The 16,675-nt window shown below is 43.2% G+C and carries 14 protein-coding genes, 1 tRNA gene and 1 rRNA gene; 14 read left to right on the top strand and 2 right to left on the bottom strand.

Annotation, left to right across the window (positions count from 1 at the left end; genetic code table 11):
• The first annotated feature begins 133 nt into the window (after positions 1–133).
• The 11 genes from rrf (at position 134) to D8791_RS04305 (ending at position 8,999) form a co-directional block, all read left to right on the top strand.
• A 5S ribosomal RNA gene (gene rrf, locus D8791_RS04355) occupies positions 134–249 on the top strand.
• A 5-nt stretch (positions 250–254) separates the two neighbouring features.
• A tRNA-Asn gene (locus D8791_RS04350) sits at positions 255–328 on the top strand.
• Positions 329–496: 168 nt separating this feature from the next.
• Positions 497–940, top strand: coding sequence for a zinc-dependent MarR family transcriptional regulator (locus tag D8791_RS04345; RefSeq protein ID WP_125446413.1), 444 nt, complete (start codon positions 497–499; stop codon positions 938–940).
• Positions 937–1,647 (top strand): metal ABC transporter ATP-binding protein, encoded by a 711-nt coding sequence (locus D8791_RS04340; protein ID WP_125446412.1) that lies wholly within the window; start codon positions 937–939, stop codon positions 1,645–1,647. The genes D8791_RS04345 and D8791_RS04340 overlap by 4 nt, the downstream gene beginning before the upstream one ends.
• Positions 1,640–2,446: a metal ABC transporter permease gene (locus D8791_RS04335; RefSeq protein WP_045498201.1), complete on the top strand. Its 807-nt coding sequence runs from the start codon at positions 1,640–1,642 to the stop codon at positions 2,444–2,446. The genes D8791_RS04340 and D8791_RS04335 overlap by 8 nt, the downstream gene beginning before the upstream one ends.
• Positions 2,447–2,455: 9 nt before the next feature.
• A complete protein-coding gene (locus tag D8791_RS04330; RefSeq protein WP_125446411.1) occupies positions 2,456–3,958 on the top strand; it encodes a metal ABC transporter solute-binding protein, Zn/Mn family in 1,503 nt (500 codons plus the stop codon).
• A 148-nt stretch (positions 3,959–4,106) separates the two neighbouring features.
• On the top strand, positions 4,107–4,550 hold the full coding sequence (locus D8791_RS04325) for a CopY/TcrY family copper transport repressor (RefSeq protein WP_125446410.1): 444 nt from the start codon (positions 4,107–4,109) through the stop codon (positions 4,548–4,550).
• On the top strand, positions 4,550–6,793 hold the full coding sequence (locus tag D8791_RS04320; protein ID WP_125446409.1) for a heavy metal translocating P-type ATPase: 2,244 nt from the start codon (positions 4,550–4,552) through the stop codon (positions 6,791–6,793). Before D8791_RS04325 ends, D8791_RS04320 begins: the two co-directional genes overlap by 1 nt.
• A 29-nt stretch (positions 6,794–6,822) precedes the next feature.
• Entirely contained in the window at positions 6,823–7,038 is a 216-nt protein-coding gene (locus tag D8791_RS04315; RefSeq protein WP_125446408.1) for a heavy-metal-associated domain-containing protein, read from the top strand.
• A 50-nt stretch (positions 7,039–7,088) separates the two neighbouring features.
• Complete coding sequence (locus tag D8791_RS04310; protein WP_125446407.1) at positions 7,089–7,670, top strand: DUF6287 domain-containing protein; 582 nt, start codon at positions 7,089–7,091, stop codon at positions 7,668–7,670.
• A gap of 198 nt (positions 7,671–7,868) precedes the next feature.
• Positions 7,869–8,999 carry an ABC transporter ATP-binding protein gene (locus tag D8791_RS04305; protein WP_125446406.1) on the top strand — a complete coding sequence of 377 codons (1,131 nt, stop codon included), beginning with the start codon at positions 7,869–7,871 and terminating at the stop codon, positions 8,997–8,999.
• A gap of 57 nt (positions 9,000–9,056) precedes the next feature.
• Here D8791_RS04305 and D8791_RS04300 read toward each other — a convergent pair whose 3' ends face one another.
• The gene (locus D8791_RS04300; protein ID WP_125446405.1) at positions 9,057–9,917 is read right to left on the bottom strand and encodes a putative RNA methyltransferase; all 861 of its coding nucleotides are present in this window, start codon (positions 9,915–9,917) and stop codon (positions 9,057–9,059) included.
• 155 nt (positions 9,918–10,072) lie between these two features.
• Between D8791_RS04300 and D8791_RS04295 the strand changes: the two genes are divergently transcribed.
• Together D8791_RS04295 and D8791_RS04290 are read left to right on the top strand one after the other, a co-directional pair.
• Positions 10,073–10,351 carry a DUF6110 family protein gene (locus D8791_RS04295; RefSeq protein ID WP_015604268.1) on the top strand — a complete coding sequence of 93 codons (279 nt, stop codon included), beginning with the start codon at positions 10,073–10,075 and terminating at the stop codon, positions 10,349–10,351.
• 1 nt (position 10,352) lies between these two features.
• Positions 10,353–12,431, top strand: a complete 2,079-nt coding sequence (locus D8791_RS04290) for a heavy metal translocating P-type ATPase (protein WP_185760556.1) — start codon at positions 10,353–10,355, stop codon at positions 12,429–12,431.
• 73 nt (positions 12,432–12,504) lie between these two features.
• On the opposite strand, the gene tyrS is transcribed toward D8791_RS04290, so the two are convergent.
• Positions 12,505–13,761, bottom strand: coding sequence for a tyrosine--tRNA ligase (gene tyrS, locus D8791_RS04285; protein WP_125446403.1), 1,257 nt, complete (start codon positions 13,759–13,761; stop codon positions 12,505–12,507).
• 196 nt (positions 13,762–13,957) lie between these two features.
• Between tyrS and pbp1b the strand changes: the two genes are divergently transcribed.
• On the top strand, positions 13,958–16,378 hold the full coding sequence (pbp1b, locus tag D8791_RS04280) for a penicillin-binding protein PBP1B (protein ID WP_376739477.1): 2,421 nt from the start codon (positions 13,958–13,960) through the stop codon (positions 16,376–16,378).
• Positions 16,379–16,675: the final 297 nt, after the last annotated feature.

The following is a 16,675-nucleotide window of genomic DNA, read 5'->3' as shown; positions in this document are numbered from 1 at the left end:
GGACTAATACTAATAGCTCGAGGACTTATCCAATTTTCATTGAGCGCAGCTTTTGGTAAGTATTGTGAGTTTTGAGTAGTTATTCAATTTTGAGTTGACAAGGCAATAAGATATTGTAAGTTAATTCAGCAAGTTAAGTGACGATAGCCTAGGAGATACACCTGTACCCATGCCGAACACAGAAGTTAAGCCCTAGAACGCCGGAAGTAGTTGGGGGTTGCCCCCTGTGAGATATGGAAGTCGCTTAGCTATTATCCGCCATAGCTCAGTTGGTAGTAGCGCATGACTGTTAATCATGATGTCGTAGGTTCGAGTCCTACTGGCGGAGTACATGAGCATATGAGAAAAGAGCAGTTAGCTCTTTTTTCTTTTTCTCTATCGATGCTTTTGCATTGTTTTAGAATCAGAGTGTTACTATAGTTGGAGCTTGACTCTTTTCTTTTTTGTGGTATAATTAACCGGTAAAGTTTCAACCGGTTAAGAAAGGAAGCAAAGAATGGTGGATTTAGCAGAAAAAATTAATCATTTTTTGAATGAGGTTATATTGACAGCTGAGAATCAACATGAAATCTTGGTCGGCTCTTGTACGAGTGATGTGCGGCTAACGAACACGCAGGAACATATTTTAATGCTCTTGTCTCTGGAGTCTTTGACGAATTCTGACTTGGCAAAGAGGCTGAATGTTAGCCAGGCTGCTGTAACTAAAGCTGTTAAGGCTTTGGTGGAGCAAAAGATGTTGGAAACATTCAAGGATAAGAAGGATGCTCGTGTGACTTTTTATCGATTGACTGATTTGGCACGACCGATTGCGGAAGAGCATCAACATCATCATGTTCATACTTTGGATACTTACCAGAGATTGGCAGAGAAATTTTCTCCTGATGAGCAAGAAGTGATTGTTAAGTTTTTGGATGGTTTGATTGGAGAAATTGGGAAATGAGATATATCACAGTGGAAAATCTGTCCTTTTACTATGACAAGGAACCTGTGTTGGAGCATATTCATTACTCTTTGGATAGTGGCGAGTTTGTAACCTTGACAGGGGAGAATGGGGCTGCTAAGACGACACTTGTCAAGGCTAGTCTGGGGATTCTGCAGCCTAAGCATGGCGAGGTCCAGATTTCCAAGACCAATGAGAGAGGCAAGAAATTGAGAATTGCTTATCTTCCTCAGCAGATTGCTAGTTTTAATGCAGGTTTTCCTAGTACGGTGTATGAGTTTGTTAAATCTGGCCGCTATCCGCGCAAGGGTTGGTTTCGTCGTTTGAATGAACACGATGAGGAACATATCAAAGCCAGTTTGGAGTCAGTTGGAATGTGGGAACACCGGGACAAGAGGATTGGTTCTCTCTCTGGTGGTCAAAAGCAGCGGGCTGTGATTGCTCGTATGTTTGCTTCGGATCCGGATATTTTTGTCCTTGATGAGCCGACAACTGGGATGGATGCAGGCAGCAAGGATGAATTTTACAAGCTTATGCATCATAGTGCTCACAAGCATGGGAAAGCGGTCTTGATGATTACACACGATCCGGAGGAAGTTCGCAAATATGCTGATCGCAACATTCATTTAGTTCGGAATCAGGACTCACCTTGGCGCTGCTTCAATGTGCATGAAAGTGATAGTGGACAGGAGGTGAGTCATGCTTAATCTATTTTCCTATGATTTTATGCAGCGAGCCTTTTTAGCAGTTATTGCCATGAGCCTCTTCTCGCCGATTTTAGGTACTTTCCTTATTTTACGTCGTCAGAGCCTCATGAGTGACACGCTTAGTCACGTTTCACTGGCAGGTGTGGCCTTTGGCCTGGTTCTAGGTTTGTCACCGACCTTCACAACAGTAGTTGTGGTTATAATCGCAGCAGTCTTCTTAGAGTATCTGCGGACTATCTATAAGAATTTCATGGAAATCGGGACGGCCATTCTCATGTCAACTGGCTTAGCTATTTCCTTGATTGTTATGAGTAAGGGTAAGAGTTCTAGCTCAATGAGTCTGGATCAGTATCTGTTTGGCTCCATTGTGACTATCAGTAGGGAGCAGGTGATTTCTCTTTTTGTCATTGCTGCTGTGGTGCTTGTCTTGACTTTCCTCTTCATTCGCCCCATGTATATCTTGACCTTTGATGAGGATACGGCCTTTGTGGACGGGTTGCCAGTGCGGACCATGTCTATTCTCTTCAATATCGTGACGGGTGTTGCGATTGCCCTCATGATTCCAGCTGCGGGAGCCTTGCTAGTTTCGACCATTATGGTATTGCCGGCCAGTATTGCCCTGCGGATTGGGAAAAATTTCAAGTCGGTCATTTTGCTGGCAAATGCCATTGGTTTCTTTGGTATGATAGCCGGACTTTATATTTCTTACTATGCAGAGACGCCAGCTAGCGCTAGCATTACGATTATCTTCGTCAGCTTGTTCTTGCTGGTCAATCTGGTCAAAAAATTTATGAAATAGGAGCAGAAAATGAAAAAAATTAGCTTACTATTAGCAGGTTTACTGAGTATTTTCTTAGTAGCTTGTTCCAATCAAAAAAATGCAGATGGCAAGCTCAATATTGTCACAACTTTTTATCCTGTTTATGAGTTTACCAAGCAGGTGGCTGGAGATGAGGCTAATGTTGAACTTCTAATCGGGGCTGGTACAGAGCCGCATGATTATGAGCCTTCAGCTAAGGCAGTTGCGACTATTCAGGATGCAGATGCCTTCGTCTATGAAAATGAAAATATGGAGACTTGGGTTCCTGAACTGTTAAAAACTTTGAAAAATAAGGAAGAAACGGTTATCAAAGCGACAGGCGATATGCTCTTGCTGCCTGGTGGTGAAGAGGAAGAAGACCACGACCATGGGGAAGAGGGACATCATCATGCCTATGATCCCCATGTTTGGCTGTCACCGAAGCGGGCTATTAAAATGGTGGAGCACATCCGTGATAGCCTGAGCAAGTCTTACCCTGACAAGAAAGCTGCTTTTAAGAAAAATGCAGCGGCTTATATCAAGAAGCTGGAAGACTTGGATAAGGAATATGAGGATGGGTTGGCAAATGCCAAGCAAAAGAGCTTTGTAACTCAGCACGCAGCCTTTAACTATCTGGCATTGGACTATGGCTTGAAGCAGGTGCCAATTTCTGGACTTTCACCAGACAGTGAGCCATCCGCTTCACGCTTGGCTGAATTGACTGAGTATATCAAGAAAAATAAAATCAAGTATATCTACTTTGAAGAGAATGCTTCCCAGGCTTTGGCTTCTACTCTGGCTAAGGAAACAGGAGTAGAACTTGATGTCTTGAATCCGCTGGAAAGCTTGACCGAAGAGCAGACCAAGGACGGAGCAGACTATGTTTCTATCATGCAGGCCAATCTAAAGGCTCTCAAGAAGACAACTGACCAAGAGGGAGCAGAGATTGCAGCCGAGAAAGAAGAAGACGATAAGACAGTCCAAAACGGCTACTTTGAAGACAGTGCCGTCAAGGATCGGACCTTGTCTGACTATGCTGGCGAGTGGCAGTCTGTTTATCCTTATCTGAAGGACGGGACCTTGGACCAAGTCTTTGATTACAAGGCTAAGCTGACTGGAAAAATGACGGCAGCTGAATACAAGGAGTACTATGACAAGGGCTACAAGACAGATGTTTCCAATATCAATATCACAGACAAGACTATGGAATTTGTGGTAGATGGAAAATCCAAGAAATATACGTATAAATACGTCGGCAAGCACACTCTGACTTACTCTAAGGGAAATCGAGGGGTACGCTTCATGTTTGAAGCGACAGATGCAGATGCTGGGGAGTACAAGTATGTTCAGTTTAGCGACCACAACATTGCACCGACTAAGGCGGCTCATTTCCATATCTTCTATGGCGGCGAAAGCCAGGAAGCACTCTTTGATGAACTGGAAAATTGGCCAACCTACTATCCAAGTAAATTGACAGGTCAAGAAATTGCTCAAGAGATGTTGGCGCATTAATATAGGCACACTTGAGAAGACGGGACTATCCCGCCTTCTTTTTTGTATATCAGGAAATGATGATAAAAATACTTGACAAATTACGATTACAGATGTAAACTAATAAAGAGTTAGATTACAAATGTAAATGATAAGGAGGTGTTAAACAATGGAACAGCAAAATATTAGCCAAGCAGAATGGCAAGTCATGCGTGTGCTGTGGGCTTATCCACACAGTCGCAGTACAGAGATTATAGCTCGTTTGGAAGCTGATTTTTCCTGGAAGCCGGCAACCATCAAGACTCTTTTGAATCGTCTGAAGACAAAAGAATTTATCGCTATGGAAAAGATAGAGGGCAAGTTTTACTACGATGCTCGGATTTTAGAAGAGGATCATCTGGAAAGTACTTGGCAGGCGCTTTTTGACAATATCTGTAATACTAAACACGGAGATCTTTTGATTTCGATGATTGAGAGAAGTCAGTTCAGTCAAAGGGACTTGGAGCGGCTCAGCCAGGTCATTGATAAGAAAAGAGCTTCGGCTCCTTTGGAAATCAAATGCCACTGCCCACAAGGCCAATGTCGTTGCGGGCACGGAAAGGAGGTGCATTGATGAGCGAGAAGAAAGAATACAAGCTTTCAGGTATGACCTGTGCTGCCTGTGCTATGACAGTGGAGATGGCGGTCAAGGACTTAGAAACGGTCGAGGAGGTCAGTGTCAATCTGGCGACAGAACGTCTCAGTTTGCTTCCTAAGGAGGGATTTGACAGCCAGCAAGTGCTGGATGCTGTAGCCGAGGCTGGTTATCAGGCAGAAGAAAAAGGAAACGCTAGGCTGTCTGATGTGAGCGAAGAGACTGCAATGAAAACGCAGGAATTGCGAAGGAAGAAGCAAGAATTATTAATTCTTTTGGTTACGGCTCTGCCCTTGCTTTATATCTCTATGGGCAGTATGATCGGCCTTCCTATGCCTAGCTTCTTGGACCATATGGCTCATCCCTTGGTCTTCGTTCTGTCACAACTGCTTTTGACTCTGCCTGCTGTGTGGATTGGTCGCGGCTTCTATCAGAGAGGTTTTCGCAATTTGATCAAAAAACATCCCAATATGGATAGTTTGATTGCGGTGGGGACCAGCGCAGCATTTTTCTACAGCCTCTACTCGGTCGGTCAGGTTTTTCTAGGACATCATGCCTTTGTTCATCAGCTTTATTTTGAGTCTGTTGCAGTGATTATTGCCTTGGTTCTTCTGGGTAAATATCTGGAAAGTTCTGCCAAGGGTCGAACGTCTCAAGCGATTCAGTCTCTACTTGAGCTAGTGCCTAGTCAGGCGACAGTGATTCGCTATGGAGAGGCTGTGACCATTGATACGGAGGATATCCGAGTTGGAGATATTATCCGTATCAAGCCAGGGGAGCGTATGCCGGTAGATGGCCTTGTGATAGAGGGGCAGACCTTTGTGGATGAGTCCATGATGACTGGTGAAAGTGTCCCGATTGAAAAGAAGGTCGGCGACACCATTACCAGTGCAACGATCAATCAAAATGGTAGTATTGACTATCAAGCAACTAGGGTGGGTTCGGATACGACCTTAGCTCAGATTGTTAGATTGGTGGAGGAAGCGCAGGGGTCTAAGGCGCCGATAGCGGCTTTGGCTGATAAGATTTCGCTTTATTTTGTCCCGATTGTGCTAAGCTTAGCTACTTTGTCCGCGCTTGGCTGGTATTTTCTAGCTGGTGAGAGCCTTAGCTTTTCTCTGTCAATCTTTATCGCAGTTCTGGTCATTGCCTGCCCTTGTGCGCTGGGGTTAGCCACTCCGACAGCCATCATGGTCGGGACTGGTAAAGGAGCTGAAAATGGGATTCTGATTAAGTCTGGTCAAGCTTTGGAAGCGGCTTATCAGCTGGTTACTATTGTTCTTGATAAGACGGGGACGATTACGGTTGGCAAGCCCAGCCTGACGGATTTGTTACCTTTAGGTGCTTTTAATCGCTCTGACTTGTTGCAGCTAATAGCCAGCGCTGAGCAGCATTCTGAGCATCCTTTGGCTCAGGCTATCTTAGAAGCTGCTGAAGAGGAGGGGCTTGACTTACTGCCTGTCAGTCATTTTGAGGCCATAGTTGGACGAGGATTGGCTGCTCAGGTTGAGGACAGACAGCTTCTGGTCGGAAATGAAAGCTTGATGAAAGAAAAGCACATTGACAGCAGTGCTTTTCAAGCCCAGCTGTTGCAGCTATCCCAGGAAGGAAAGACAGCTATGTTTGTCGCAATAGATGGACAGTTGGCTGGTATTTTAGCGGTAGCAGATGAGATGAAGTCCAGCAGCCTGTCGGCTGTACAAGAGCTCCAGTCTCTGGGACTAGAAGTCATCATGCTGACAGGAGATCGTGAAGAAACAGCGACAGCTATTGCCCAGAAAGCTGGCATCCAAAAAGTTATCGCTGGTATATTGCCAGATGGTAAGGCCATCGCTATCAAGAACTTACAGGAAGCTGGGAAAAAACTAGCCATGGTCGGAGATGGTATCAATGATGCACCAGCTCTGGTCCAGGCAGATGTTGGAATTGCCATCGGTTCAGGCGCCGATGTAGCTATCGAGTCGGCAGATATAGTGCTCATGCATAGTGATTTGCAGGATGTAGTCAAGGCTATCAAGCTCAGCCAGGCGACCATCCGTAATATCAAGGAAAATCTTTTCTGGGCTTTTGCCTACAATACACTAGGTATCCCGATTGCTATGGGGCTATTGCATCTTTTTGGCGGCCCCTTGCTCAATCCTATGTTGGCTGGTCTGGCCATGAGCTTAAGCTCAGTGTCAGTTGTGGCCAATGCTCTGCGTCTAGGACGCTTTAAACTTTAAAATGAAGGAATATACGGAGGAACGAATCTATGAAACAAACAGTCCAATTAGAAAACTTATCTTGTCAAAACTGTGTTAAACACGTCACCAAGCATTTCCTGTCTATGGAGGGAGTGTCAGATGTGGCTGTAGATTTAGAAAAGCAGACAGCAGAAGTTATTGCGGATAGATCCTTGAGTGCAGAGGATTATCAGGCGGCTTTGAGCAAAACCATCTATAAGGTCTTAGCAGTGCAGGATAGCTGAGCCAACTTGTAAAATAGGCTGAAAAAGTCTATAATATTAGTAATCATTTAATGGATAAGGAGAAAGCCGTGAAGCAGAAAATAGTCTATCCTTTGTTATGTTGCTTAGCTCTATCGACTTTGGCAGCCTGCTCTAGTAAGTTAGTTAATTCTACTCAGACAAGTTCGAGTACTACTCAGGAATCTTCTCAAGTAGCTTCTAGCCAGAGTGTTGCAGAATCGTCTTCTTCTGCAACAAGCAGTCAAAGCTCAGCAGAAGTTAGTCCAGAAAAGACGCAAGAGGAGAAAAAAGCAATGGATATTTCGGCCTTGGCCAATGGAGACTACTCCAGTGTAAAAGGAACCTGGCAGAATGCTGCTGGTCACCAGCTGGTGTTCAATGATAAAGGGTTAGTTTCTGATAGCTATGAGCTGTATGGAGCATCGTTAACGGATTATGGAACAGCTTCTGGCGGTGTATACGGCGGTGAAACTGGTGGTTTCTTGCTAGAGTTCATTCCAAAAGGTGTCAAGCTTGCGAATAAAGAAAATTTCCAAGATAGCTCAGATGTCAGCCAAGATCGTCTGTGGACGGGAGTTGGGATGAATAGCTTTGATGAACAAGGTCAATTTTATTATCGTGTTACTAACTAGTCGTGTAGGATAGAAATTTTCTATCCTATTTTTTGTTTTAAAAGAGCAGTTATTCGAAATATGATAAAAAATTGTGCAAACGTTTGAATAAATGCTTGAAATAATGATTAAAAAAGGATATAATATTTTTATGAAAGCGCTTTGAAATTTTTAGGGGTTTCAAAGGCAATTATTTTCACATAAAGTAAAGGGGAACTTATGGTTGAGTTAAATCTGAAAAACATTTATAAAAAGTATCCAAATAGTGAGCACTATTCTGTTGAAGACTTTAATTTGGACATCAAGGACAAGGAATTTATCGTTTTCGTCGGTCCGTCAGGATGTGGGAAATCCACAACGCTGCGTATGATTGCGGGTCTTGAGGATATCACAGAAGGAACAGCGTCAATTGACGGCAAAGTGGTCAATGACGTGGCGCCGAAAGACCGCGATATTGCCATGGTCTTCCAGAACTATGCCCTCTATCCGCACATGACAGTCTATGACAACATGGCTTTCGGATTGAAACTGCGCAAGTACAGCAAGGAAGATATCGACAAACGTGTGCAAGAAGCGGCTGAAATCCTTGGTTTAAAAGAATTCTTGGAGCGTAAACCAGCAGACCTTTCTGGTGGTCAACGTCAGCGTGTTGCCATGGGACGGGCCATCGTGCGTGATGCAAAGGTTTTCCTAATGGACGAGCCTTTGTCAAACTTGGATGCTAAATTGCGTGTGTCTATGCGTGCTGAGATTGCCAAAATCCACCGCCGTATCGGAGCAACAACCATCTACGTTACCCACGATCAGACAGAAGCCATGACACTGGCTGACCGCATTGTTATCATGTCAGCAACCAAGAATCCTGCTGGAACTGGAACCATTGGTCGAGTGGAACAAATCGGTAGTCCACAAGAAGTTTATAGAAATCCAGTCAACAAGTTTGTGGCGGGCTTCATTGGTAGCCCAGCGATGAACTTTATCACTGTGACGCTTGAGGGGAATGAAATCGTTGCTTCTGGATTACGTTTGACTGTGCCAGAAGGAACACTGAAGGTTCTGCGTGAGAAGGGTTATGACGGCAAGAAATTGATCTTTGGTATTCGTCCAGAAGACATTAATACAGAACCTGCTTTCCTAGAAACTTTCCCAGACTCTGTGGTTCATGCGACTATTTCTGTCTCTGAGCTTTTGGGTGCTGAGTCTCACCTATACTGCCAAGTTGGCGACAGTGAGTTTATCGCGCGGGTAGATGCTCGTGATTACTCAGAAACAGGTGCTGGGATTGACCTTGGTTTTGACCTGAACAAGGCGCATTTCTTTGATTTTGAAACAGAGAAAACCGTTTATTAAAATATGAGCTAGAAAAAGATAGTCCGCAAGCCAAACGGAATGCATTTGGTCTGCGGACTATCTTTTCTTTGTTTTTGCTTTTCCGACAAGAATGGTAGCGGCAATGGTCACTTGGGTGAGGTCAGTCCAGTCGATCTGGTCTTGCTCGACATGAAAGAGGAGTGGTGTCATCGCTAAAAGAGCTGCTCGGCTTTCGGCAGTCAAGGACTGGCTGGACTCGACAGTAATCTCGGAGATTATATCGAAGTGTTCTTGGAAATGCTGAATGACTTCTTGGTTAGAGTAATCCTTGTTGCTGAGCTGTCTAGCGGCTTTTTGGCGAATTTCCTGAAGGTGACGATCGGTGGGGATGACCTTGATGAGGAGGGCATTGTCAGACATGACTCTCTGAAATTCCTGATAATTGGCTGGAGAAAAGATGTCTAAAATGATATCCATGCTGGCATCTTGTAGCGGTAGCTTGGCCAAATCACCGACGAACCAATTGACTGCGAAACTGCTGTCGCTCTTGGCTGCTAGCTGGATAGAATCTTTTGAAATATCGAAGGCATAGAAGGTTTTTTGGGAATGGATTTCTTGGAGTTTGCGAGAGTAGAAGCCCTCGCCGCAGCCAATATCTAAGACTGTTTTGGCAGTTTCTGAGCTAGCAAGTAAGTTCGAGACAGCTTCTAAGATAGCTTGGTAGAATCCCGCTTCTAAAATCAACTGCCGATTCTGAAAGCTTATCTTATCGTAGTCTTTGGGTTGCTTGATTTGAGGTGCTAGATTGACATAGCCAAACTTGGCCAAGTCATAAGAATGCCGATGGGGGCATTTGAGGCTATTTTCCATCAGCTGTAGTTCTTCCTTGCAGATGGGACAGGCAAAGGCGGTCGCTGTGGCAAAGCGAGCGAGTTTTGGTTTCAAGTTTGTATTCATAGTTTTAAGTCTAGCAAAAGTGAATCTTGAAATCAAGATTTGCTTCAATTTTCTTGATACAAAATGAAGAAATATAAAGGGATACCCTGTAGGAGTGTCTATGATTGCTTTTGAACTTAATTTTATATATAATGATTACAAAGGAGGAAATCAATATGTTAAAAGAAGCATTAACAGTGGCAAAGATTGCTAAAAAATCAGGTCTCTTTTTAGGAGGCTTAGCATTTGGTACAATTGGTTTGAAGGTTCTAGCAAGCAAAGAAGCTAAAAAAGGTTATTCTAGGGCCTTGGCTAAAGCCTACAAATTGAAAGATGAACTGGATGCATCTGTTTCTGTTGTAAAACAACACGGTGATGATGTTTTACAAGACGCTAAATATTTATACGAACAGGAAAAGAAAGAAGAACAACTAGATAGCCTGACAGGTGAATAATATGTCTTTTAAAGTGCTACATAGAGGATACCAACATATCCGATTATCATCCTCTTTTTCACTGACCTTGGATATTCAAGATTATCTTCGTTCCTTGGCTAGAGATGAAAAAGGGATCGACTCTATTCAGTTTTATATAGATCAGCAGCACTTTACTCTACGTATGAAAGAGGGCTTCTCTGTATTAGAAAATGCAGAGGCCTTTTTAAAAAGAATTGATAAGGGGAAAGTTTCGGACTTGATGACTCTTCCCATTCGTAGAGAAGAGAGTGCTTATTCTATTGTTTCAGGTGCAGCGGTTAAGCGTGTACTTTTTCGTAGTTTTGTGCCGTATCCTATTCGCTATATATGGACTTGTTATCAGGCTTTTGGCTATATTAGAGAAGCCTATCAAACACTAGCGCGTAAGGAACTAACGATGGAAGTCTTGGACTGTTCGGCAATTTTATTGTCCTTGTTTATGAACCAATCCAAGACAGCTAGTAATATAATGTTTATGCTTGATTTAGGGAATTGTCTGGATCAGTGGTCTTTGAAAAAAACAGCGACAGATTTGGAACAGAGCCTTCTTGCTAAAGAAAGTGATGTCTTCTTAGTGCAGGGTGACATGGTCATCAGCATCAAGAGCTCTGATGTTCAAGTAGGCGATGTATTAGTTGTCTCCCAAGGGAATGAAATCTTGTTTGATGGCCAAGTGGTTTCAGGATTAGGAATGGTCAATGAAAGTTCCTTGACCGGCGAGAGCTTTCCAGTTGAAAAAAGAGAAGCCGATCTCGTTTGTGCTAATACTGTCTTAGAGACTGGCGAATTGCTCATTCGTGTAACGGACAACCAAATGAATAGTCGGATTTTGCAACTGATTGAGTTGATGAAGAAATCCGAAGAGAACAAGAAGACCAAACAACGCTATTTCATCAAGATGGCGGACAAGGTTGTCAAATATAACTTTTTAGGTGCTGCCTTGACTTATCTGTTAACAGGTTCGTTCTCAAAAGCCATTTCTTTTCTATTGGTGGATTTTTCATGCGCTTTGAAAATCTCCACGCCTGTAGCCTACCTGACAGCTATCAAGGAGGGATTGAACCGTGAAATGGTTATTAAGGATGGGGATGTTCTAGAAAAATATCTAGAAGTTGATACTTTCCTCTTTGACAAGACAGGCACCATCACAACTAGCTATCCTCTAGTTGAAAAGGTTCTACCTTTTGGTGATTATAACGAGGAAGATGTTTTAAGAATTAGTGCCTGTCTAGAGGAGCATATCTATCATCCAATCGCTAATGCAATTGTCAAGCAAGCTGAAATAGAAGGAATTGAACATGAGGAAATGCATGGGAAACTCCAATATATCGCAAGCAAGGGAATTAAATCTCAAATTGATGGTGAATCGGTTGTCATCGGAAATTTTGTCCTGATGCAAGACGAGCAAATCAATATTAGTCCTGAACAAAGTGCCCTAATCGAAGAATATAAGAATCACTACAATCTACTGTTCTTGGGCTATCGCAATGATCTTATTGGGATGTTCTGTATCCATACTCCTTTGAGAAAAGAAGCAAAAGTTGCCTTAGAAAAGCTCAAAGCTCAAGGAAAGAAACTGATTTTAGCAACAGGTGATACCTTGGTTAGAACGGAAGAACTTGTAAAAGATTTGCCGTTTGATCAAGTTTATACAGATTTGAAACCTGATGGAAAATTTGAATTGGTGCAGGAGTTACAGCAATCTGGTCATACTGTCTTAATGGTCGGAGACGGCCTGAATGACTCGGCAGCTCTAACCCTTGCGGATATTGGTGTTGTGATGAATGAAAGTGCAGATATTTCTAAGCAAATGAGCGATATATTATTATTAGATAATCGCTTGGATTTTTTTGAAGAATTAGACTCTCTTTCATTGTCTTTGCAAAAACTGATTCAGAAGAATATCCAAGAAACTGTCGTCGTAAACAGTAGTTTGATTGGCTTTGGTTTATTTAACTGGCTTAGTCCTTCCAATCTTTCTATCTTACATAACCTCACAACTTTGCGAATTGTACTTCGTAGTCTTTCTGTTAAGAATAGATATGTAAGAAGATTTTAATCAACCATAAGCAAAAGGAGTTATCTCAGGGAAGAGTAACTCCTTTTGTTTGTGTGGATAAGTTTTGAATGTTTTAGTATGTAAGGACGAAGTATTTCTTCTTTCCGCGGCGGATAACAGTCAGTTCGTTTTCAAGCTTATCTGCATCACTCAAGACATAGTCAAGGTCTTGGATACGATCGCCATTGACATAGATGGCCCCATTTTGTACATCTTCTCGGGCTTGGCGTTTTGAGTTGACCACACCAGATGACACGAGGATTTCCACGATGTTGTGATTTTCGTCTGCTTGTACTTGGTAGTTTGGCACGCCACGAAGTCCTTGTTTGAGTTCTTTGACAGAAAGGTTTTTGATATTTCCAGCAAAGAGTTGCTCGGTAATGTTAAGGGCTTCTTTGTAGGCTTCTTCACCATGGACAAGAGTTACGACTTCACGAGCGAGGACTTTTTGAGCCAAGCGTTCGTGTGGAGCTGCTTCGAATTGTTTGCGGATGTCTTCAATCTCATCAAGTGACAAGAAAGTAAAGATCTTCAAGAAGCGGACGGCGTCAGCATCCATCACGTTCATCCAGAATTGGTACATTTCGTATGGAGAAGTCTTATCAGCATTGAGCCAGACTGCGTTTCCCTCTGATTTACCAAATTTCTTACCAGTAGCATCAGTGATAAGGGGAACAGTGATAACGTGGCCAGTCTTGTCAGCCTTACGACGTAGCAATTCTGTACCTGCTGTCATATTTCCCCACTGGTCAGAACCACCGATTTGCAGGGTAACATTGTGGTCTTGGTTAAGGACAAAGAAGTCGTAACCTTGCATGATTTGGTAGGCAAACTCAGTATAAGAAATTCCTGTTTCAATCCGTTTTTTAACAGACTCCTTGCTCATCATGTAGTTGACAGTGAAGTATTTACCGACATCACGGAGGAAATCAATGAAGCTGATGCTGCCAAACCAGTCGTAGTTGTTGACCATGACAGCTTTGTTTTCGCCATTTTCAAAGTCGAGAAAGCGTGACAGTTGACCTTGGATAGACTGAACCCAGCCATCAACGGTTTCCTTGGTTTGCAGGCTACGCTCTGCATCTTTAAAGGATGGGTCGCCAATCAAACCCGTTGCACCACCGACGAGGGCATAAGGCTTATGCCCAGCTAACTGTAAGCGGCGGCTGGTCAAAATAGCTACTAAGTGACCTAAGTGAAGACTGTCCGCTGTTGGATCGTATCCAGTATAATAAGAGACCTGCCCTTCTTCTAAGGCTTTACGCAAAGCTTCTTCATCAGTCGTTTGAAAAATCAAACCACGCTCTTTTAGCTCATCAAAAATGTGCATAGTTGTCTCTCCTTTTCTAAGATAGCAAAGGATTTTGCCCTTGCTCAAGTATTTTTTTGTTTTATCCCTCTATTGTATCATAAACGCGACAAATAGCAATGAGTAGCCAGAAAATAATTCCTGTAAAAGCGCTAGAATTAGCTCTTTCTTGATATAATCTGCTGATGTTTGCTATAATAGTCAATAAGGAGAATCTATGTTGAAACCATTTATAAAAAAGTTAAAACAGTTTGGTAAGGGGGAACCCTCACCTGCTAAGACGTCTAAGCCAAAAGGAGAGACATGGTCGGTACTTGATATTGTTTCCGTTATTTTTCGGACAGTAAAACTACTCTTAAATGTCGCTTTTGTATTTATCTTTTTTGGAATAGTATTGGGGGCTGGACTCGGATTGGGCTACGCCGCCAGCCTTTTTAGTGATGTCTCCGTGCCGAAGCAGGAGGAGCTGGTAAGTCAGGTCAATAAGATTTCTGGGATTTCGAAGCTGACCTATGCTAACGGAGAGTTGATTTCTGAAATCGATAATGATTTGTTGCGGATTCCAGTTGCCAGCGATGCGATTTCGGATAATGTCAAAAATGCTATCATTGCGACGGAAGATGAAAACTTTGAAACTCACAATGGTGTTGTGCCCAAGGCGGTTCTGCGGGCAACCTTGGGTTCTGTAGTTGGAGTTGGTTCATCCAGCGGGGGCTCGACTTTGACTCAGCAGTTGATCAAGCAGCAGGTCGTGGGAGATGCTCCGACTTTCAAGCGGAAGGCAGTAGAGATTGTTGATGCCTTGGCTTTGGAACGCTATATGTCTAAGGATGACATTCTGACTGCTTATTTGAATGTGGCACCTTTTGGTCGGAATAACAAAGGACAAAATATTGCTGGAGTGGAAGAAGCAGCTCAAGGGATTTTTGGTGTATCAGCCAAGGATTTGAGTATTCCGCAGGCTGCTTTTATTGCTGGATTGCCTCAGAGTCCGATTGTTTATTCGCCCTATGCCTCTGATGGTAGCATGAAGAGTCCAGATGATATGGCTTTAGGTCTAGAGCGGGCTCGGAATGTTTTGTATAATATGTACCGTACAGGTCGACTGAGTGAGGCAGACTATCAGCAGTACAAAGACTATGATCTGACGCAGGATTTCAAGCCGACTGAGAGCCTTCAAAAGAGCTCGCATAGTTACCTCTACCATACAGCTTTTTCAGAAGCGCAGACGGCCATGTATCAGTATTTGATTCAGCGGGACAATGTATCCCAGCAAGAATTAAAAAATAATGCAACGGTTGAAGCTTATCAAGAGTTGGCTCGAAAAGAGCTGAGCGAGGGTGGCTATACGGTCACAACAACCATCAATCATTCGATTCATCAGGCGATGCAGAATGCTGTTGCCAACTACGGTGGTCTCTTGGATGATGGGACAGGAATGGTCGAGGTTGGAAATGTTCTTCAGGACAATAAAACAGGAGCCATTATTGGTTTTGTCGGTGGTAGAGACTATAGTTCTAATCAAAACAACCATGCTTTTGATACGGAAAGATCTCCTGGTTCGACTATCAAGCCGATTTTAGCTTATGGGATTGCCATTGACCAAGGGCTGATGGGAAGTGCAAGTGTCCTTTCCAATTATCCGACGAACTTCTCCAGCGGTGAGCCGATTATGCACGTGGACAGTCGCGGGACAGGCATGATGGACCTGCAGGAAGCCCTCAATACTTCTTGGAATATTCCAGCTTATTGGACCTATCGTGCACTTCGTGAGAAAGGTGTGAATGTCCGAGGCTATATGGAAAAAATGGGCTACCATATTGACAACTACGATATTGAAAGTCTACCAATGGGTGGGGGAATCGAGGTTTCGGTTGCCCAGCACACCAACGGTTTCCAGACCTTGGCTAATAATGGTTCTTATCAAGAAAAGTATATGATTGATAAGATCACGGCTCCTGACGGCAAGGTAGTTTATGAGCATAAGGCCAAACCAGTTCAGGTTTATTCGCCTGCTACTGCAACGATTATGCAAAGCTTGATGCGAGGTGTGCTCAATTCTGGTGCAACTACGACCTTTAAATCAAGGATTAGTCAAGTCAATGGTACCTTGGCAGGTGCAGACTGGATTGGTAAGACAGGTACAACTAACAGTAATGGTGATATGTGGCTCATGCTTTCAACTCCTCGGATGACCCTTGGAGGCTGGATTGGTCATGATGACAATACTTCTATGGCTGCCCTAACAGGCTACAATAATAATGCGGCCTATATGGCCTATCTAGCCAATGCCATTTATGAGGCGGATCCAAGTGCCTGGGGAATCGGAGAGAAATTCAATCTTGATTCGAGCGTTATCAAGTCTGATGTTCTCAAGTCTACTGGAGAAAGACCAGGAACCGTCACAATCAACGGTCGCTCCATCAATCTAAGCGGTCCGACTGTTCCTAGCTACTGGGCTAAGAATGGCGCTCCAACGACGAGCTATCGCTTTGGTATCGGCGCATCAGATGCGGATTATCAGAAAGCTTGGGGAGCTATCTTGGGTGGTTATACCTCTAATTCTGGTTCTAATTTTAGCTCTAATCCGAATTCCAATAATGGGACTAATTCCAGCAGTAACCGACAGGGAAACTAGGACATCAAAAACGGCTTTTCAACTTTTCAGAAAGGAGAGGAAAGCCTTGCAATTTCTAGATAAATACGGTATAATAGTATCAATAATTTGTCGTGTGCTTTAATTGAAATATTGTCCGATTAAAGCTTGCAGCAGTTAAATCAAACTTTTTATAAGTCAGATTTAGCTGCTCTTTTTGTGTCTATTTTCAGAATTCTAGGATTTGTAACGCAAATTTAAAGATTCTAAAAACTTAGCAAAAGGGACTGATTGTAGCTGTTTTGACGAGAGTCAATGGCGTAGAAGGGGTCTCCCCTT

The organism is Streptococcus cristatus (genome assembly GCF_003943515.1).
Lineage (GTDB): Bacteria > Bacillota > Bacilli > Lactobacillales > Streptococcaceae > Streptococcus > Streptococcus cristatus_D.
The sequence above is the reverse complement of the archived record's forward strand: the minus strand, read 5'-3'. Positions and strand labels throughout refer to the sequence as shown.